Origin of the sequence: Pseudomonas sp. KK4, from assembly GCF_001984065.1 — a bacterium.
Classification (GTDB): Bacteria; Pseudomonadota; Gammaproteobacteria; order Pseudomonadales; family Pseudomonadaceae; genus Aquipseudomonas.
In genome coordinates, this window is record NZ_LYVP01000055.1 from 1 (window position 1) to 17665 (window position 17665).

General features: G+C 55.8%; 20 protein-coding genes. 8 read left to right on the top strand and 12 right to left on the bottom strand.

Translation table 11 applies throughout. The features are described from left to right. Nucleotides 1–323: 323 nt before the first annotated feature. The 5 genes from B0W55_RS18210 to B0W55_RS18230 all read right to left on the bottom strand — a co-directional run bounded on the left by B0W55_RS18210 (nt 324) and on the right by B0W55_RS18230 (nt 5452). A complete protein-coding gene (locus B0W55_RS18210) occupies nt 324–1616 on the bottom strand; it encodes an MFS transporter (RefSeq protein WP_077047317.1) in 1293 nt (430 codons plus the stop codon). 58 nt (nt 1617–1674) lie between these two features. Further along, nucleotides 1675–2424: an SDR family NAD(P)-dependent oxidoreductase gene (locus tag B0W55_RS18215; protein WP_077047318.1), complete on the bottom strand. Its 750-nt coding sequence runs from the start codon at nt 2422–2424 to the stop codon at nt 1675–1677. 45 nt (nt 2425–2469) lie between these two features. Further along, nucleotides 2470–3219, bottom strand: coding sequence for an SDR family NAD(P)-dependent oxidoreductase (locus tag B0W55_RS18220; RefSeq protein ID WP_077047319.1), 750 nt, complete (start codon nt 3217–3219; stop codon nt 2470–2472). Between the two features lie 147 nt (nt 3220–3366). Next, on the bottom strand, nt 3367–4368 hold the full coding sequence (locus B0W55_RS18225) for an alpha/beta fold hydrolase (protein WP_077047320.1): 1002 nt from the start codon (nt 4366–4368) through the stop codon (nt 3367–3369). A 202-nt stretch (nt 4369–4570) separates the two neighbouring features. Beyond that, nucleotides 4571–5452, bottom strand: coding sequence for an NmrA family NAD(P)-binding protein (locus B0W55_RS18230; protein WP_077047321.1), 882 nt, complete (start codon nt 5450–5452; stop codon nt 4571–4573). Nucleotides 5453–5558: 106 nt separating this feature from the next. Here B0W55_RS18230 and B0W55_RS18235 point away from each other — a divergent pair, with 106 nt between their 5' ends. Then, nucleotides 5559–6134 (top strand): TetR/AcrR family transcriptional regulator, encoded by a 576-nt coding sequence (locus B0W55_RS18235; protein WP_077047322.1) that lies wholly within the window; start codon nt 5559–5561, stop codon nt 6132–6134. Here B0W55_RS18235 and B0W55_RS18240 read toward each other — a convergent pair. Next, on the bottom strand, nt 6131–6772 hold the full coding sequence (locus B0W55_RS18240; RefSeq protein WP_175645521.1) for a TetR/AcrR family transcriptional regulator: 642 nt from the start codon (nt 6770–6772) through the stop codon (nt 6131–6133). The two genes, B0W55_RS18235 and B0W55_RS18240, sit on opposite strands and share 4 nt — an antisense overlap. Before the next feature lie 80 nt (nt 6773–6852). Here B0W55_RS18240 and B0W55_RS18245 point away from each other — a divergent pair, with 80 nt between their 5' ends. Further along, on the top strand, nt 6853–7830 hold the full coding sequence (locus tag B0W55_RS18245; RefSeq protein WP_077047324.1) for a zinc-dependent alcohol dehydrogenase family protein: 978 nt from the start codon (nt 6853–6855) through the stop codon (nt 7828–7830). Nucleotides 7831–7877: 47 nt separating this feature from the next. Here the strand turns inward: B0W55_RS18245 and B0W55_RS18250 are convergent, their stop codons facing one another. Further along, entirely contained in the window at nt 7878–8543 is a 666-nt protein-coding gene (locus tag B0W55_RS18250; RefSeq protein ID WP_077047325.1) for a glutathione S-transferase family protein, read from the bottom strand. Nucleotides 8544–8691: 148 nt separating this feature from the next. Here B0W55_RS18250 and B0W55_RS18255 point away from each other — a divergent pair, with 148 nt between their 5' ends. Then, nucleotides 8692–9603 carry a LysR family transcriptional regulator gene (locus B0W55_RS18255; protein ID WP_077047349.1) on the top strand — a complete coding sequence of 304 codons (912 nt, stop codon included), beginning with the start codon at nt 8692–8694 and terminating at the stop codon, nt 9601–9603. On the opposite strand, the gene B0W55_RS18260 is transcribed toward B0W55_RS18255, so the two are convergent. After that, nucleotides 9600–10235, bottom strand: coding sequence for a TetR/AcrR family transcriptional regulator (locus tag B0W55_RS18260; protein ID WP_218189764.1), 636 nt, complete (start codon nt 10233–10235; stop codon nt 9600–9602). The genes B0W55_RS18255 and B0W55_RS18260 overlap by 4 nt on opposite strands. Before the next feature lie 111 nt (nt 10236–10346). Between B0W55_RS18260 and B0W55_RS18265 the strand changes: the two genes are divergently transcribed. Genes B0W55_RS18265 through B0W55_RS18275 form a run of 3 tightly spaced genes read left to right on the top strand, consistent with a single transcriptional unit; the run spans nt 10347 to nt 11697 of the window. After that, the gene (locus B0W55_RS18265) at nt 10347–10949 is read left to right on the top strand and encodes an NADPH-dependent F420 reductase (protein ID WP_077047326.1); all 603 of its coding nucleotides are present in this window, start codon (nt 10347–10349) and stop codon (nt 10947–10949) included. Nucleotides 10950–10990: 41 nt separating this feature from the next. Further along, nucleotides 10991–11320: a YciI family protein gene (locus B0W55_RS18270; protein WP_077047327.1), complete on the top strand. Its 330-nt coding sequence runs from the start codon at nt 10991–10993 to the stop codon at nt 11318–11320. Nucleotides 11321–11367: 47 nt separating this feature from the next. Continuing rightward, entirely contained in the window at nt 11368–11697 is a 330-nt protein-coding gene (locus B0W55_RS18275) for a YciI family protein (protein WP_077047328.1), read from the top strand. 199 nt (nt 11698–11896) lie between these two features. Here the strand turns inward: B0W55_RS18275 and B0W55_RS18280 are convergent, their stop codons facing one another. After that, the gene (locus tag B0W55_RS18280; RefSeq protein WP_077047329.1) at nt 11897–12793 is read right to left on the bottom strand and encodes an NAD-dependent epimerase/dehydratase family protein; all 897 of its coding nucleotides are present in this window, start codon (nt 12791–12793) and stop codon (nt 11897–11899) included. 108 nt (nt 12794–12901) lie between these two features. Here B0W55_RS18280 and B0W55_RS18285 point away from each other — a divergent pair, with 108 nt between their 5' ends. Both B0W55_RS18285 and B0W55_RS18290 read left to right on the top strand, forming a co-directional pair. Continuing rightward, complete coding sequence (locus tag B0W55_RS18285; RefSeq protein ID WP_218189765.1) at nt 12902–13819, top strand: LysR family transcriptional regulator; 918 nt, start codon at nt 12902–12904, stop codon at nt 13817–13819. Between the two features lie 299 nt (nt 13820–14118). Then, nucleotides 14119–14733: a glutathione S-transferase family protein gene (locus B0W55_RS18290; protein WP_077047330.1), complete on the top strand. Its 615-nt coding sequence runs from the start codon at nt 14119–14121 to the stop codon at nt 14731–14733. Nucleotides 14734–14840: 107 nt separating this feature from the next. Here the strand turns inward: B0W55_RS18290 and B0W55_RS18295 are convergent, their stop codons facing one another. From B0W55_RS18295 to B0W55_RS18305, 3 genes are all read right to left on the bottom strand, one after another. Continuing rightward, a complete protein-coding gene (locus tag B0W55_RS18295; RefSeq protein WP_077047331.1) occupies nt 14841–15890 on the bottom strand; it encodes an SDR family oxidoreductase in 1050 nt (349 codons plus the stop codon). A 506-nt stretch (nt 15891–16396) separates the two neighbouring features. Continuing rightward, nucleotides 16397–16885 (bottom strand): DUF4019 domain-containing protein, encoded by a 489-nt coding sequence (locus B0W55_RS18300; RefSeq protein ID WP_077047352.1) that lies wholly within the window; start codon nt 16883–16885, stop codon nt 16397–16399. A 363-nt stretch (nt 16886–17248) separates the two neighbouring features. Continuing rightward, nucleotides 17249–17605: a DUF6124 family protein gene (locus B0W55_RS18305; RefSeq protein WP_077047332.1), complete on the bottom strand. Its 357-nt coding sequence runs from the start codon at nt 17603–17605 to the stop codon at nt 17249–17251. Between the last annotated feature and the right edge of the window lie 60 nt (nt 17606–17665).

The following is a 17665-nucleotide window of genomic DNA, read 5'->3' on the forward strand; positions in this document are numbered from 1 at the left end:
GGCCAGCGTTATCGTTGACGTCCATCGCGAGCAAGCCCGCTCCCACAGGGATTGTGTTTATCCGAGTGAGCCACCGTTATGGTTGGCGCGCATCGCGAACAAGCATGGCGGCTACGGGAGATTGGCTTACCCTCAGTCATCCGTGAACTAGGTGGTCGCCTCGAAAGCCTCTGAGGTTCTGCGACAGTGCATTGATCTGAAGCCCTAAGGCACGAGAATCGCAAGTGATCTTACGGCACGCCGAACTCGGTTGGGTTGAGTGGCACGGTGGTTGCCAGCTCAGCAAAGGCATTCACTGAGCTGGCATCCTCCTCCAGGGAATCCTAAGCGGTAGCGAATTCAGATGCAGGCTTCTTTTGCCTGATAGTCATGATCATTGCCGCAGCAAAAAAGCACAGCACACCCGCTGTGAAAAACGCTGGCAGGTAGCTCAGTAGATTGACTCGGGACCATCCTGCGCCGTAAGCAGCGACCGCAGCACCAATCTGGTGGCCTGCGAATACCCATCCAAACACCAGGCCTGCACGCTCTGGCCCGAACGTGTTGACGGCCAGGCGAACGGTAGGTGGGACGGTTGCGATCCAGTCGAGTCCGTAGAACATCGCGAAGACCGACAACCCGAAGATCGTGAAGTCTGAATACGGTAGTGCGATCAGCGAAAGGCCGCGCAGTCCGTAGTACCAAAACAGCAGGGGCCGGCTGTCGTAACGGTCTGAGAGCCATCCCGACAGCACAGTGCCGATCAGGTCGAACACGCCCATGGCTGCAAGCAGACCCGAGGCTTGAATCTGATTGATACCGAAGTCGCCGCACAATGGAATCAGGTGCACCTGAACCAAACCAGCGGTACTGGCGCCACAGATAAAAAAGGTGGTGAACAAAATCCAGAACACACGCGTTTTGGATGCATCGCGCAGCGTATGCAGAGTCGCCATGAACACTGACTCACCGCTTGCGACTGGCGCGACGATTGGATCAGTGCTCGTGTTGCCGTAAGGGCGCAGACCTAGATCGCTCGGGCGGTCACGCATGAACATGAGCACTGCGAACGCAGCCAAGGCAAGCAGCACAGATAGCACAACGAGCGCCCAACGCCAGCCATAATGTTCGGTGATGCTTGCGAGCAGTGGCATGAAAACAAGCTGGCCTGTGGCGTTACTCGCGGTCAATACACCCATCACAAGACCCCTGCGGTGTTCGAACCAGCGGGACGCAACGACAGCACCCAGTACCAGGGCGGTCATGCCGGCGCCCACGCCAACGCCCACTCCCCATAACGCCACTAACTGCCAGACTTTCGTCATGTTGAGCGACACGAGGAGGCAAGTCATGATCAAGATGATTGCTGCGACTGTGACATTGCGCGGTCCGTATTTGCTCATCAATGCAGCAGCGAACGGAGCCGTCAGACCGAACAAGACAAATCGAATCGATAGTGCCGATGAGATCTGCGTGGTGTTCCAACCAAATTCCATCTGCATGGGTACGATGAAAATGCCAGGCGCACCTACCGCCGCGGCACTGACCAAGGCAGCCAAAAATGTCACGGCGACCATGGCCCAGGCATAGTGGGATCCTCGTCGGGTGAGGAGATTGGAGAGCCATTCTGAAAGCATAGGGTCCACTTTTCTAAAGTAAATATTTCGCTACCGCACAATGGGGAGGGTCGATGCACTAGATCTGGGTGAAGCCGCCATCCACGTACATTTCCGAGCCCGTGGTGAAGCTACTGTCGTCGCTAAGAAGAAAAACGGCCGCTTTAGCGATTTCTTCAGACCGGGCAAGTCGACCGAGGGGGATGTTCGATGCCATCCGGCTCTTGATCTGAGCAATCTGCTCGGCCGGTACGCCCGGCGAATTGAATGCGGCAGTATCAGTGGGGCCGGGACTAATCGCGTTGACGCGGATGGCGCGCGATTTGAGGTCATTTGCCCACGACCGTGCAAATGATCGAATCGCCGCCTTTGACGCGGCGTAGAGGCTTCTGGACGGGTTGCCCTTTGACGCAGCGACGGATGCCATCAGCAGAATGGAAGCGCCATCGGACAACAACGGCAAGGCGCCCTGGACGGTGAGCAAGGTGCCGCGAACGTTCACATCAAAGATGCGGTTGTATTGCTCGATCTCAATCGCACCCAACGGTGCACTGGCTTGAATGGCCGCATTGGCAAACACCATGTCCAGCCGACCTTTCTCTTCGGCGATGACCCGAAACAACCGATCAAGATCTTCAAGGTTACCGATGTCACCCTGGACACCTGTGACATTGCTACCGATCAGGCGGACTGCCTCGTCCAGATGAGCCTGACGACGACCCGTGATGAATACGTGCGCGCCTTCTTCCACCAGCAAGCGTGCTGTCGCCAGACCAATGCCGGAACTGCCACCGGTGACGAGTGCAATTTTCCCTTCAAGCTTTTTCATGCTGCATTCCCCCAAAATTGAGTCTGGTAATCGACGCGGTGGCGACTAAACGTTGTAGCCGCCATCGGCATCGATGATCGTGCCGGTGATGTAGGACGCGGCAGGGCTGGCAAGAAAGAGGATCGGTGCGACGACTTCTTCCAGTCGGCCAAATCGAGGGGAGCACAAGCGCTCGACCAAGGGTGTCAGAGCGTCCCGCAGATGCGCGTTAAGGTCGGTTTTCATGAACCCGGCGTGTACGACGTTGACGGTGATGTCGCGCTCGGCCAGGTCTCGGGCGACGCCTCTGGAATAGCCATCGATGGCTGCACGCAATGCCGCGAGATCGGCGATGCCCGACATGCCAGGTCGGTTGCCCAGATTGGAACCGATCATCACGATGCGGCCCTGATCGCTGAGTACTTTGGACGCCGCGCGCACAGTGGCCATGAACCCCGAAAGCGTAACGGCCCAGAAGCGATCGAACGCTTCGGCATCGCGGGCGGGATCATCGACTCTGCCCAACTGATCGATCGAGGCGTTGTTGATGAGGATGTCGATACGGCCGAATTTGGCCATGACCCGATCAATGAGCGATTGCGCGGCGTCGACGTCCGCCTGGTCCGCTTGAAATGCTTCGCCTCGCACGCCTTGAGCGGTCACGTACTCGATCACGTTGAGTGCCTGCTCTTCGGCGTACACGTAGCTGATGGCGACGTCTGCGCCTTGCTCGGCGAGGGCTTTTGCGGTCGCTGCGCCTAAGCCGCGCGACCCGCCAGTGACCAAGGCGACTTTGCCGGTGAATAATTTTGTCATGCTGAATCCCGTAATGGCTGAAGACATTCGTTGATGAGTCTTGAGCCAAAAGTAACCGGGGGAGGGGCGGGCGATAATTGCCCGTGGCGCGATAAAACCTATCGATAGGCGGAATAAATCAGCATGACGTGAACACGGCCGGTCAGGTCAGGCCAGCATGTGCCTGGCGACCTCGTCGGGCAGATCGAACTGTGGCCAATGCTCTGCATCCAGTGTCGTCAGCGTCGCGTGGGGATAATGGGCAGCGATATCTTTGGCGACGGCAGTATTGAGGTATTTGTCCAAACCACCCCAGATCAGTTTGACTGGCTTATTGAATTTACCCAGCTCGGGCAGGCGCCGATCATTGTGCGCAAGGTTGGCGTAGGCATTTCCAGTCATGGCCAAAAAGGCGGGCATGGCACTTGGCTGCTGAGTGAAGTTGTGCGCAATGATGGGTTGCAACACGGTTTCGAAACGGGTCCTCATTGCCGGCGTCATGTTGGCCAGTAGCAAGCCCTGCTGGAAGTTGAAGAGGTAGGCCGCTTGCTTGGGGTCCGTCATCATGGCGTGGGCCAACAGTTTGGTTTTCGGGTTGCAGCACAGCTCAATGAAGTCGGGAAACGCCAGCACTGAAGCGTTTGCGTAATAACAATTGAGCAGAACCAGCGAGTTCACACGATCTTGATTGTCCAGTGCGAAGTTGACCGCTGCCGGGCCCCCTGCGTCGTGCCCGACTGGAATGATCGACTGCAACTTCAGATCATCGACGACAGCTTCGAAGTCAGCCAATTGCTGTTCAAAGTCATACTGCAAGTCCGTTGGCTTGTCGGACGCACCGAAGCCAAGAAAATCGAAAGCAATGACGCGTCGGCCTGCGGCGCTCAGGCGGGGGGCCAGATCTTCGTAGATACGGCAGTTATCGGGAAAGCCGTGCAGCAGGACAAACGCAGGCCCTTTGCCGGGATAGTCACGAACGTAGATTCGATGGCCGTCCCTCAGTACGAATTTTTCAGTGAAGCCTGCTGCGGGTTTTGGGGAACTGGGCGAAGACTCAGCCGTGGTTGCCCAGGCCGAGCCCTGATTGATAGTCGCTATCCCGGCGGCAAGAAGCATGGAGTGCTTGAGCACATCACGACGCGACAACTCACTGCGTTTGAGGCTATTCATCTTTATTCCCCGTTCTGTCCCGTGCAAGTCAGCCACTGTGCTGCGGATTTCCATTTCCATGGATTTGCAGCAGCACTCTGCGAATTGCTCAAGGACGTATGACGAGCAATGCCCATAGTGATTTATTGAAGGCGGTCACTATGAATGTGTCAAGGCAGCGCGTCGTCATCGGGTCCCATAACACAGCCTCATCCCGCCAGCTTCACGCCTTGAACAAGTCTTTGTGCAACGTGACGAACGCTTGCACAGTCATCGGTGCTTCTCCGGTCACGTCGCGAATAATCGTGTCCTCGCCTTCAAACACACCATGCTGGTAATCCAGGGCGACTTCACCCAAGTGTTGAACGACGAAAGCAGGCAAGCCGGCTTCAAGCAGTTCGTCTTTGTATTCTTCGAGGCTGATTGGCTGGTAGGTGATTGTGCGCCCAAGCACCTGGCCGATAGCGTCGGCGACACCTTGCTGATTCAACTCGGTGGGGCCATGCAGCGTATAGGTTTGGCCTGCATGTGGTTGCGGATTTTCCAGAATGGCGGCAATCAGACGGGCCTGATCCTCAGCCGCGATGGGGGCATGGCGACCTTCACCAAATGGCAAGCGGATCTCGCCTTTTTCCAGGATGTGCGAGCGGAAATGCGGGTAGATCAGCCACTGTGCAAAGTAGGTTGGACGCAGGTGGGTCATGGCCAGTCCTGACCAATCGAAGACGCGTTCTGCCGTCCAGTGATCGAGCGCTGCATTGCTCTTGGCTTCGCGTCGTGCGGAGATCTGCGACATGTTGACGACGGCTTCGACGCCCGCTTCTTTCGCTGCCTGGGCGAACCGTGCGGTCGCGTCAATCAGACCTGGGGTAATCGGGTAGACGAAGTAAGCGGTGCGGATACCTTCAAGCGCGCTGCGCACGGCATTGAGGTCCAGCAGATCACCGAGCACGACTTCGGCGCCCATGGCGCGAAGCGCTGCGCAGCGCTCATCTTCCTTATGCACCAGGGCCCTGACCGGCACACCTTTGGCGGTGAGGATTTCGACAGTTTTACGACCGGTGTAACCAGTAGCGCCTGTTACGAGAATGGTGGCTTGCGTCATGTGGGTAGCCTCAGGTTGTGGTGCAGAAGGTTAAATATTACGCTCGTCATAAATATAGATGTTAAGTAACATCTAAGTCAAACGCCATTGATCAGGATTTTCGAGCATGCGCAAGTCACGGCAGGAAACCAGCGAAACCCGGCAGCGGATCGTTGAGGCGGCCAGCGCCGAGTTTCGCAAGAACGGTATTGGCGGGACGGGTCTTTCGGGCTTGATGACGGCGGCGGGTCTGACGCACGGCGGTTTTTACCGCCACTTCCAATCCAAGGATCAGGTGGTGGCAGAGGCGTGTGGCGCAGCGATTGACGGGTTGGTGTCAGAGCTGGAGGAGGTCGCTGACAACGGAGGATTTGATGCGATCGTGGGTCATTACCTGTCGGCTCATCATCGGGACGCACTAGAGCAAAGTTGTCCCTACGCGGCGCTTGGAAGTGAGCTGGTGCGAAGCAATGACCAGGTAAAAGCAATCGCGACCCAGGGGCTGGAAAGGGTCATCGGTGTGTTGGCTGCCCAATCTGAATCCGGGAACAGCGAGTCAGAACGTGCTCGAGCGCTCGTTGCGATGTGCACAATGATGGGGGCGCTGACCTTGTCGAGAATGGCCTCGCACCCAGCGCTGTCGGCTGAAATTCTCGAGACCGCGGTCATCCATCTGACCCGATCCGAACGGCCGGATGCTTAGGAGCCTGCCGAGTTGGCGACCGCTTTGAGATTCTCTCGGGTTGCCGCAATGATCTCATCGGCAAGCTCAGGGTTCGTGGTTTTGGTCGCCCGCGCCATGGCGACACTGCCGACCATGCTGCACATGAAAAACAACGCTTCGCGACGTGCGGTTTCATCCGTGAAATCCCCGGCGAGTACTTCCTGGAGGATGGCGACCATGTCCTCGAAACCCTGGGTGAAGGTATTTTTGACAGCCTCGTCCTGGCTTTTGATTTCGCAGGTGTACGCAGCCATCGGACAACCTTCTGCGACGGCTTCAACGTGCTCGGGGGAAACATAGGCGTCAATCAGCGTTTCCATGTCATTCGCAGCCGACCCCATCATGGCGCGCCATGAATCGCGACCGTTGGACATTGCCTGGCGGCACGCTGCCTCCACCAGCAGGTTCTTGGATTTGAAATGACCGTAAAAACCACCTTGGGTCAGTGCCGCCTCTTCACTGATTTGCGCAACGCCGGTGGCGGCGAAGCCCTGCTTCTGGAACAGGCTGGAAGCCGCGGCGATGAGCGCTTCCCGGTTATAGGTGTTTTGCTCTTTTGAAACCTTCACGCATTCACTCCCGCACGACACTTGTCCATTTATTGTGATCGCCTTCAATAGGATGGATAATTTTGAGGGCGATCACTATGATAGGTGTGCGGCATGGACATTTAAACCCCTCAGCCAGGTACCCCAGCATGAAAGCGATCCAGATCAACGCGTACGGCGATCCCCTTGAAGGTCTTGAGCTGGTGGACATCGCAGAGCCGCCGCCACCTGGGCGCGGGGAGGTGTTGATCGGTGTTGAGTTCGCCCCGGTCAACCACAACGATTTGCTGTTGTTCGGCGGTCATTTTCCGGTCCATCCGCCGCTGCCGAGTGTCGTCGGCAACGAAGGTGTGGGGATCGTTTTAAGTGTTGGGGCGGGCGTAGATAACGTGAAGGTCGGGGACCGCGTAACGCCGCCGCTCTACAGTTTTACCTGGCGCGAGCGGATGGTCATCCCCGCCGCAGATCTCTTCGCTTTACCCATCGACGCGAATATTCAGCAGCTCGCCATGTTGCGCATCAACCCGCCCACAGCGGCATTGCTGCTCAGTGAATTCGTTGACCTGAAACCCGGCGATTGGGTGGTGCAGAATTGCGCGAACTCCGGCGTGGGCAGGGCGGTAATAGCCATCGCCAAGGGGCGCGGGTTGCGCACGGTCAATTTTGTGCGGCGACAGGCGCAAGTCGCTGAGGTGGAAGCGGCGGGTGGCGACATCGTGTTGGTGGATGAAAATGATGCGACTGAGCGCGTGCAAGAGATGGTCGGTGACGGTGCGGTGCGCTTGGCGCTCTGCGGTATCAGCGGTGTGGCGACTGCGCGATTGGTCAGCGCGTTATCGTCCGGGGGATCGTTGGTCAACTACGCACAAATGAGCGGTGACATGTCGGCGCCGGGGGATCTCAGGCCGCTCATGAGAAAGAGCATTACGCTGCACAACTTTTATCAAAACAAACCTGCGTTCAGGGTGAAAGTGCCGGAAATATTGCGTGAAGCTGTCGAGCTGATCAGATCCGGAAGTCTGCATGTACCGGTGGCGAAGGTGTATCCGCTGGCCGCGTTCAAGGACGCCATCGTCCACACTCAAAAAGGCGGCAAGGTGTTGTTGGAGATAAACGGGGCTCACTGACAGTTGGTTAAGGAGGCGCCGATGTTCAGCGCCCCCGCGCAGTCAGATCAGAACGTGATCCCGAACGCGGAAAACGCTCGGTCCATGCGGTCGTCCAGCAGCTCCTTGGTTTCTTTCCAGGCCGGAACTTCATCCAGCAGGCGTTGCTGCCAGGCCATGATGTTCGGGAATTCATCGTACGGCGTTTTGGTTCTGGCCATTTGCGAGAACGGTGCGGCGATATCGAAGTCCGCCAGCGTCACTTGATCACCGACGATGAATTTTTTGCCTTCGAGGTGTTTGTCGAGCATGGCGGCGTTGCTGCGGATGTTTGTGAAGATGAACTCGACCAGGGTCGGGTCCTCCGCCACACCCATCACGCGCTTGCCGATGCGTTCGTTGAACAGGTAGGACGAAAATACGCGCCAGTGTTCAGCGGACCAGAACATCCATTGCAAGGTTTCATACCGGTCGGTGCCTTTGGGCAGCAGCGGCGAGTCGAACTTCTCCGCCAAGTAGAGGTTGATGGCCGAGGCTTCAGAGATGACGACATCGCCATCGACCAATACCGGTACACGACCGACCGGGCTGATCGCCAGGAATTCTGGCGCTTGGCTTTCGCCTTTCAATAAGTCGACCGGGATATGTTCGAACTCAATGCCCATGTGTTTTGCAGCGGTCCATACGCGGCGAAAACTGCCGGAACCACTATCGCCGTAGATGTTGATGGTCATGACTGACTCCCTGGTACTGAATGTTGAGGATGTTTCGAAGAGCCAGACTAATTGAGCGTTTCAAAAGTGATAATTCGCTGGGCGGCGATAAAATTTATCGTCGACCGGAATATATGCAGGGCAGTGATGACGGCGGGTGAGGGGCGGTGTGGACAGATTTTCGGCGTTAGAAATATTCGTCAGGGTGGTCGAGATCGGTAGTTTTTCGCGCACGGCGACCGAGTTGTCGATCAGCCAGTCGACGGTGAGCAAGCAGATTACCGATCTGGAGAAGCAACTACAGGCCAAACTGTTTTCACGCACCACCCGGCGACTGTTTCTGACTGAAGCCGGTGAACGGTTTTATGAGCAGGCCAAGCTGATTCTTGAGCAGTACGCCATGGCCTTGGGCGATGCACTCAATACCCGGCAGACACCTTCAGGCACTTTGAGGATTGCCACGCCGATTCTGCTCGGACGTAAACAGTTGACCCCGCTACTGCCACGTTTTTTTGAACGCTACCCGGACATCGTGGTGGAGCATTACCTGAGTGATTCAGCTACGGATTTGATTCGTGACGGTGTCGATGTGTCGATCCGCGTTGGCGAAATGAAGGACAGTTCACACCAGGCACGAAAACTCGGCGCTCTGCAACCCGTCACCGTTGCCTCGCCGGCGTTCCTGGAGAAATACCCTGCGATTTTTCATCCGGGTGACTTAGGTTCAGTGCCTTGTTTGATTTACCTGCGCCATCCGACACCGTTCCAGTGGACATTTATCGGTGCCAACGGCCATAAGGTCTCAGTTGATGTCGACGGGCCTTATCGGGTGAATGTGTTCGAAGCGCTTTGCGAGGCTGCGATCGCTGGGCTTGGAGTATTGAGCGCGCCATTGTCCGCGATCGGTGCGGATATTGAGGCCGGACGCCTGGTCAGGTTGCTGGCGGAATACGACGCCGCGTTCGTCCCCATCTACGCGGTGATGCCATCGTCGTCCTGGATCCCACAAAAAACACGGGTCATGGTGGATTTCCTGGTGGAGGAATTCCAGCGCAATCCGTGGCTCAGGGGGTCGGATTAACGCGCCGATCCGGCGGGAAAAGCCTGCATGGCGACCTGAACAATTTCCATGAGTTGCTCGCAAGTGGCACCGTCTCTCGCGTGCACGGCCAAACCTCTGGCCACTACGTTGAAGTACCCGGCCAGTGCTTTGACGTCGGTATCGGCGGGGAGGTCGCCGTCTTCGACGCCGCGCTGAATTCTCGCCTCCATCATCTGCCGCGCCATGGCTCTGTGCTGCGTCATCATTTCGCGAACAGAATGCAGCGCCGCAGGCACGTGCACGCAGGCCACGGAAATCATGCAGCCGGAGGGCAAGTCGTCGCGGGTGAACTCGGTCGCGGTCGCCTCCATCAATCGTTTGAACGCGGTCCGGGTATCCGTCGGGTCGCTCAAGATTCCGATGAACCACTCACCTGAAGCTTCAAGGTAGGCGTTTGTCGCCTCCGCATACAGTTGCTCTTTGCTGCCAAACGAGTTGTAGAAACTGGACGGACTGATCCCCATGGCCGCAACCAGACTCTCGAAAGACGTGCCTTCATAACCCGACTCCCAGAACAATTTCATTGCCTGATGCACAGCGGTCGCCCGGTCAAAATTCGAGGGGCGGCCGCGACTGCGTTTCTTGGCTTCGGATAATTTTGGCTCATTCACTCCAATATTCCTTGACTAGGGGATTTCTGTCGCCATAGTATTGCATATCGGAGCAACCACTCCAAAAACATTTGTTCCCCGGTTCAACCCATTGATGACGAGGCGACCTGTATGAAAATTGGGATGTTGGGCTCAGGCACTGTGGCGTTATCCGTTGCCCGGCACGCTATTGAACAGGGTCATGAGGTCTTGCTTAGCAACCGCAGCGGCGCGAGCAAATTGGCCGACGCACTTTCCAAGTTGGGACCTAGGGCATCTGTGGTCAGCATCGCGCAAGCCGCCGCTGCGCCGGTGGTGTTGCTGGCGACGCCTTGGACGACCATCCAGACAGTGCTCAGCGGATTGCCTGCATGGAACAACCGAATCCTGATCGACGCCACAAACCCGTTCTTGGAGACCACGCCAAAGTGGGTGTTTGACGATCTTGGGGAGCGTGGCGCGAGTGAAATTGTTGCTGAACTGGCGCCGGGTGCGCGGGTAGTCAAGGCGTTCAACAATCTTGAGATGACCAACTTCAATGCTGGCCCCGTGCACAACCAAGGCCGAAGGGTGTTGTTCGTGTCTGGCGATGACAGCGAAGCCAAGGCTTTCGTGACCGAGTTCATTCAGAAAATTGGCTTTCGCACCGTCGATCTCGGTGGACTCAAGGACGGTGGAAAAATGCAGCAGGCTGGCGGCCCTCTGGCCGGGCATGACTTCCTGCTTGCTCAATAAGCCTTCTTTTAAAACAAACTATTCTTCTGGAGTACAAAACCATGATTGACGAAAACGGCCCCCACTATTTTGTCGCCTTTCACACACCTGGCCCGAATTGGGCTCCGGGTGTGAAATACAACGAACAACCTGAGTTTATGGATCATGTGAACTACATGATCGAATTGCACCAGAAGGATCTGATCGTGCTCAGCGGCCCGTTCATGGAAAAGGCAGGGGGACTCAATGGCGTGTTGGCAGACGGCGGTATGTCGATTTTCAAAGCCGTAGACTTTGCTCAAGCCATCAAGATCGCCACGGACGATCCTACGGTGAAGTCCGGCCTTCTGAACGTCGACGTGAAGATGATGTGGGTACCGTTCCATACCTGATCGGCTGGAACTGCACTTGATTCCCCTTTCCTCTGGAGTACCAAACCATGATTGACGAAAACGGCCCACACTATTTTGTCGCCTTCCAAACCCCTGGCCCGAACTGGGTCCAAGGCGTGAAGTACAACGAGCAGCCCGGGTTCATGGACCATGTTGGCTATATGATCGAAATGCAGGAGAAAGGCCTGACCGTGCTCAGCGGTCCGTTCATGGAAAAAGCCGGTGGCCTCAACGGTGTGCTGGCAGACGGCGGCATGACCATCTTCAAGGCTGCTGACCTCGAAGAAGCCATCAAGATTGGCACTGACGATCCAACGGTCAAATCTGGACTGTTGAATGTTGAAGTGAAAATGATGTGGGTGCCGTTCCATACCTGATACGCCCAGGAAGACTCATAGGGTCTTCCTTGGGTGCAGTTTTCATCCTTTGAGCGGTGCCTTACAGCCCGCTCTTTTTCAGGAAAGGCGGGCCAGCCACTGATGATTGACTGCAGGAACTGTTCAGATATGGCACCCGTCCGCCAGAAAACCGCACTGCACGCGGACGTCATCGCAATGAAAGACACAAAGCTGCCTGTCAGAGCCCTTGTTCAACTGCCTGCTCAAGCGACGGACCACTGGGTTGCCAATTCAAAAGCTTGCGTGCGTTGATGGCGCGTACACGTGCGTTTGTTGCCAGCGCAATTCGAGCGAAACCACCTAGTTCAGACATCGCATCATTAATGTCCCAACTTAAGGTTCTACCTTCGAAACCGAGCGACTTGCTCACTGCGCGGGCGATTGATTCAAAGGTGCTTTCACCATTCTCAGCATAGAAAAATGCGCCGGATGGCGCGCGGTCCAAGGCTGAAAGGTAAAGATCCACAAGGTCGTTTATGTTGACGTTGGACCAGATCGTTTTGCCGCTGCCGATGTAAACGCCGGCACCCAGTTCTTTGGATTTGGCGACGATCTTAGGCAATTGATCGCTCTCGGTTTTCATGCCCAGGCCGTTGCCGTAAACCGTCGACGGGCTGATCACAAAAGCGCGCAGACCTTGGTTGACGCCGGCACTTCTGACCATCCGGTCGATTTCGATTCGAGGGACGCGGTGCAGCATGGGTATGAAAGGCTGATCATCTGCGTAAATGGCCTGACTGGGTTCACCTCCCATCGCGTCGTCACAGACGGTACTGGCTCCACTGGTATGGATGAGAGTTTTTCCGGTACCGGCCAACGCAGTGATCAGCGCTCGAATGGAGAAGTAATGATCTGAGTTCGCAGCATTAATAGTGGCGTCGGCAACGCGCGCGACCTCTTGTAGCAAATCGGCGTCATCGAGCGTTCCGATCTGCGCAGCAATACCTCGCGTCTCCAACCATTGAGCTTGTTCAGGCGTCCTTACCAAACCTATAACCTCATGTCCGTTTTCTACCAAGCGGTGGCTGATGGAACCACCCAGGTAACCCGATGCTCCGGTGACAAATACTTTCATCTTCAATCCTCTGTGGTGACGGTCCAAATCACTGCGCTCAGGCGTGACAGCGTTGCGCAGCGCGTGTCGAAGAATGGTGCGGTATTCGCTATTTGGAGACTATCGGGTGTGTTCGAATATCACCTATCCGAGATCAAAATGAGCGATCGCTTTCAAGAGTTAATGGTATTCGTGAGAGCGGCTGAGACAGCCAGCTTCTCAGCGGCAGGCCGGGAGCTTGGGTTATCTCAGCCCTCTGTCTCGCGGATAATTTCTGAACTCGAATCAAGATTGAATACGCGGTTGTTGCTCCGTAGCACCCGGCGCATTGTGCCAACAGAGGCCGGACAGGCTTTTTTGCAAAAAGCTCGGCAAATTCTGTTTGATCTGGAGGAGGCCGATCATGTCGCGAAGGGGATGGACAGCCTCAAAGGTGTATTGCGAGTAGCGCTGCCCTCCATCCTGGCGGGAAGGATCGTCATTCCCCAGTTGCCGAAATTCCTGGCCATTCACCCTGAGCTGAAACTGGAGCTTCTGACGTTGGACAGAATGCATGATCTAGTCGCTGAAGGCGCTGATATGGCGATCCGTTTTGGCGAATTGGAAGACTCGTCATTTGGTTTCAAGCGACTCGCGATTGAGCACAGGTTGTTGGTTGCCTCGCCAATGTTTTTAGCTGCCACGGGCGCTCCTCGGCACCCGGCGGATCTGGCGAATTTTCACTGCATTGCAGGCCCCGGCGGATCAGCAAGTCCGGGCTGGAATTTCAGCCGTGATGGCGTATCGACGGTGGTGAAGATGTCACCGCGTATCCGTGTCGCTTCGGCGGAGGCGGCCCTCGCCAGTGCTTGTTCTGGGCTAGGAGTCACGATCGCGTCCGCTTGGATATGCAAGGCAGAGTTGGAATCTGGACAGCTGGTTTCGGTCTTGCCGGACTGGTTGCTGGATTCAATTGAGGTCAATGCCGTTTACCCAGCGGGACGGGTGCCTTCGCAAAAAGTCCGGCTGTTCACTGAGTTCCTTTCAGAGGTGATGCTGTCGCTTTGAGTGGCAATACGTTGGGTTGAACTGGAAAGTCGCGTAGGTCTTACTGGATGTTGCTCTTTTCAATCGCGTGAATGCGATATTCCGCTCCCCAACAGAAAAAAGCATTGCTGATTTTTTCATTGAGCTGGTAGATTCCTCTTATTGATAACGATCGCTATCAATGCCGCTCGTGGTGCAACTGTAGGCATCGACACCTCCCCACCAGTTCCTGGCTCAGGGTTTGGCCGTCGCCAACGCGTTCTGGTCACGCCACAACGATTGATTCACCGCTTGGGCTCTGAACTCTATAAGAGTGCCTTATGAACAATTTGATAGAGCTGTATGGCGCTAACACGGGCAATAGCATCCGGGCCGCAATCGCACTGGAAGAGGCCGGTATTGCCTATACAGCGAGAAAAGTGGATCTATGGGCACATAAGCAGCGTGATATGCCGTACAAGGCACTCAACCCCGCCGGTAAAGTACCGACACTGGTCGATCACACGCAGACGCCTCCACTGATCATCAACCAGTCGAACGCGATCATCCAATACGCCGATGCCAAAGCTCCAGGTCAGCTTGCGCCACTTTTGCCTGGCCCAGAAACTGTCAGGGTTTTTGATCGCTACTTCTTTTTCGTGACTGACGTTATCGCTCCTAGCCACGCCGCATTCTTCTTACGGCAAGCGGGATTGGACGATGCCGCCGCTGTGATAGACAAGCGCGTCATCGAGCAGCTCATTTTCGCGGAAAGTTTCCTCACAGAGGAATTCATGGCTGGAGGTTTTTTCTCCATGGCGGATATTTCTGCATTCACGATTGCTTCATCTGTTCGCAACCGATTGGACTGGCAGAGCCATCCACGGCTGTCAGACTGGTTTCACGCCATCGAAGCTCGGCCTGCCGTCCAGCGGGGCTTGAACGCCTTTCTATAGATGGGAGGAGCAAAGTTGCTCGGGCCAGAAGGTAAGCTGCCAGGACCTCAAGATCCTGGCGTATTGGTTTAATGGGGCAAAGCTTCAGTGATTGGGCAACAACATCATCACGGTAGAAAACGTTTTGCTCGCAAGCTGGCGATCATTTCGAGCAACGCGACTTCGGTGTGCATTGGCTCGGTGAATCCCGCCCGGCGAATCTTGCCCATGTCTGAAAGCAGATCCTGTTGAAGGTTGAATACAAAATCGCCGAACCCCCAATTCACCAACTGGCCGTAGGGTACAGGTTGAAGGTTGTGTTTTTCTGTAAGGCGTTGCCAGGCCTCGGCTTGGTCGGCCATGTGCGTACTCATCGACATCGGTTGCGGCTCGTCTATCGGCATGCCAAGGGCATCACCCAGCTTCTTCCACAGGTGGTTCCAGCGAAACGGTTCGCCGACCAGATTGAAGGCTTCATTACGTGCGTTATCGGCAGTAGCAGCCCACAGGCTTGCGCGTCCAAGCCAGTGCGCGTCAGTTAATTGAGCGTAAACGCCACGATAGGTATGGGGCGAACCGGGGAATTTCAGCGGCACGCCGGCTTCGCGGCATAGTGCAGCGTAAGCACCGATGACCATGGCGATATTGAAAGGATTGCCAGCGATATCGCCCAATACGGCATCCGGCCGCAGGATCGACCATTCCAACTCGCCGGCTAGTTGGCGTTCACGCAGGACGTCTTCCTGGGCGAAATAAAAATTCGCCGCCAGATGCCGAGAAGCGTCCTCGTAGAATGGCGTAGGAACCGGCCCGCCCAAGTGACCACCGTAGACCTTTGCTCCTTGGTACAACACCACCCGCTCGACTTTGGCACCCGCGGATTTCAAACCGTCGAGCACATTGCGCAACATCGCCGAATTGGTCTGTGCCTCGATGAGGGCATTTCTGTCGGGCTGATAGGCAGCGAAAAATACATGGGTGATATCGTCGACGCCTGCCAGTGCGGCCAACGTGGCTGCGGCATCAGTAAGGTCGCAGTCGATGGAGTCGACAGCGGGGCTCAAGCTGCGGCGTAGCGCGCGGACAGTCCATTGTGGATCTGCTACCAATGTCTCGACCACAGCGTTACCAATGATGCCGCTGGCTCCCACGACCAATGCATGTAGTTGACGGCTCATGCTCGACCCTTCTTGGATATGGGGGCACAAACACAACGGGGTTCAATCCGGGCGACTGAAAGGTTATTGCTAGGGTTGAACGACAGCACCATGAGGATTCCTGGACAGGGTATGAAGGGCATCACGCGATGAGCAGCCATGCTGCGTCATTCATGATTCCTTCGGTATCCACTGGCCACGAACATCAGATATCCGAAGATCAAATGAATGATTGCTTTCAGGAATGGACTAGTGATTGTCCCGTCCCATGGCTTTTAGAGCACATGTTCGACTGATCGCTACTGGCCGATTCTGTGGAAAAAGTCCGTCATGGTTTCCACGACAAAAAGTACGCGCTTGAGATTGACATCGTTGCGTTGAACAGAAGACTGCGGGCTCAGATTTCGCGTAGTGGCGCGTAAAAACATGCGTTTTCAGCGGTGAGTGTCCGGGCAGTCTGGAAAGAAGCGACTTTTTCAACAGAATCGGCCAAAAGTCGTCATTCCCTTGCGAGCATTACCTTCATTTCACAAAGGCGCTTTCTTATTCTCGGCACCAGAGCTGACTTGTTTATGGATGAAGTAACCCACAACACGCCATTGCTTTTCATCTTCACGAAAAACCACTTTCTCATTGACCGGACCGGTCGCGAATGTTGCCACGCATTCGGCCACCGCGTAATTCCCGGCGGGCCCGCCGGGCATGTGCTGGGTAAACCCAATCGTCGTAGGTTCACGCTTCTCCAGCGATCCCAGCCCCAGGCGAGCGGCTTTGATTTCGTTACTCCAGATAATTTCGGAGGTCGTGGCCTTTAACACTGGGCTGACTGCAGCCCAAGTCTGATCGGACTTCCCATCATCGAGCAGTCGGAGAAATTCCGCAGTCGCATCAAGCACCTGATGCTGCTGTTGCTGTGTGCCAGGATCTGAGGCCGTAACCTTAGGCGTACTGTTGTTAGAGCTGACATCGCAGCCAGAAAGCAGCATCAAGATAAGTAACGCTGTGAATTGCTTCATGCAAACCTCCACTGTCTGAGCGTCCGTGGAGAGAGTAAAGATGAGCATTCAGCAGGCGCCACCAAGCTTCACAAAAATGTTCGCAAGCGGTAAGCAGTAATCGAGGAATGAAGGTGCGGTCGAAGCTAGGGTTATTGAACAGCTGATGCGCGTTTTGCGTTAGCGGTCTCTAAGCGACGTGATTTCATTCTGCTCGCGCTATACACGACAACGACAACGCTGGCCCACCAGAATAAACACAATCGCTGTGGGAGCGGGCTTGCTCGCGATGGACGTCAACGATAACGCTGGCCATCTGACCAAACGCGTCACCCGCCCCCTCCACAAGCACAGCCCTCCCTCACAGCTATTGAGAACAACCTATTACGGCGGATCAATCTGATCCAACACCCGATTGGCCGTAATCTCCGCCAACATGATGCTGTTGGAAATCCCCAACAACGCATTCCGATCCCCACCCTCCAAATGATCCACCAACTGATGAACCATCACATCGACGGAGGCCAGGGTTTCGACCAGGTACACCATCAGGTCTTCGGTGGTGGTCGCCGGGTTGACGGTGAATAGAGAGCTGGGGGTGCGCGGTGTGGCCTTAATGTCGGCTGACGATGGGAAGTGGTAGTTGAGGGCACGCTCGGCGGCGTCGTTTAGCTTTTTGGAATCGGGTTCGTAGGGGGATGCCGGATCGGTTTCCGGGGGGTTGGGTGTGACTTTGAACATAAGCTAGGTTTCCAGATTGAGCGCCACCCTCCTGCGACTAAACGGGAGGGAGGCAGCTGT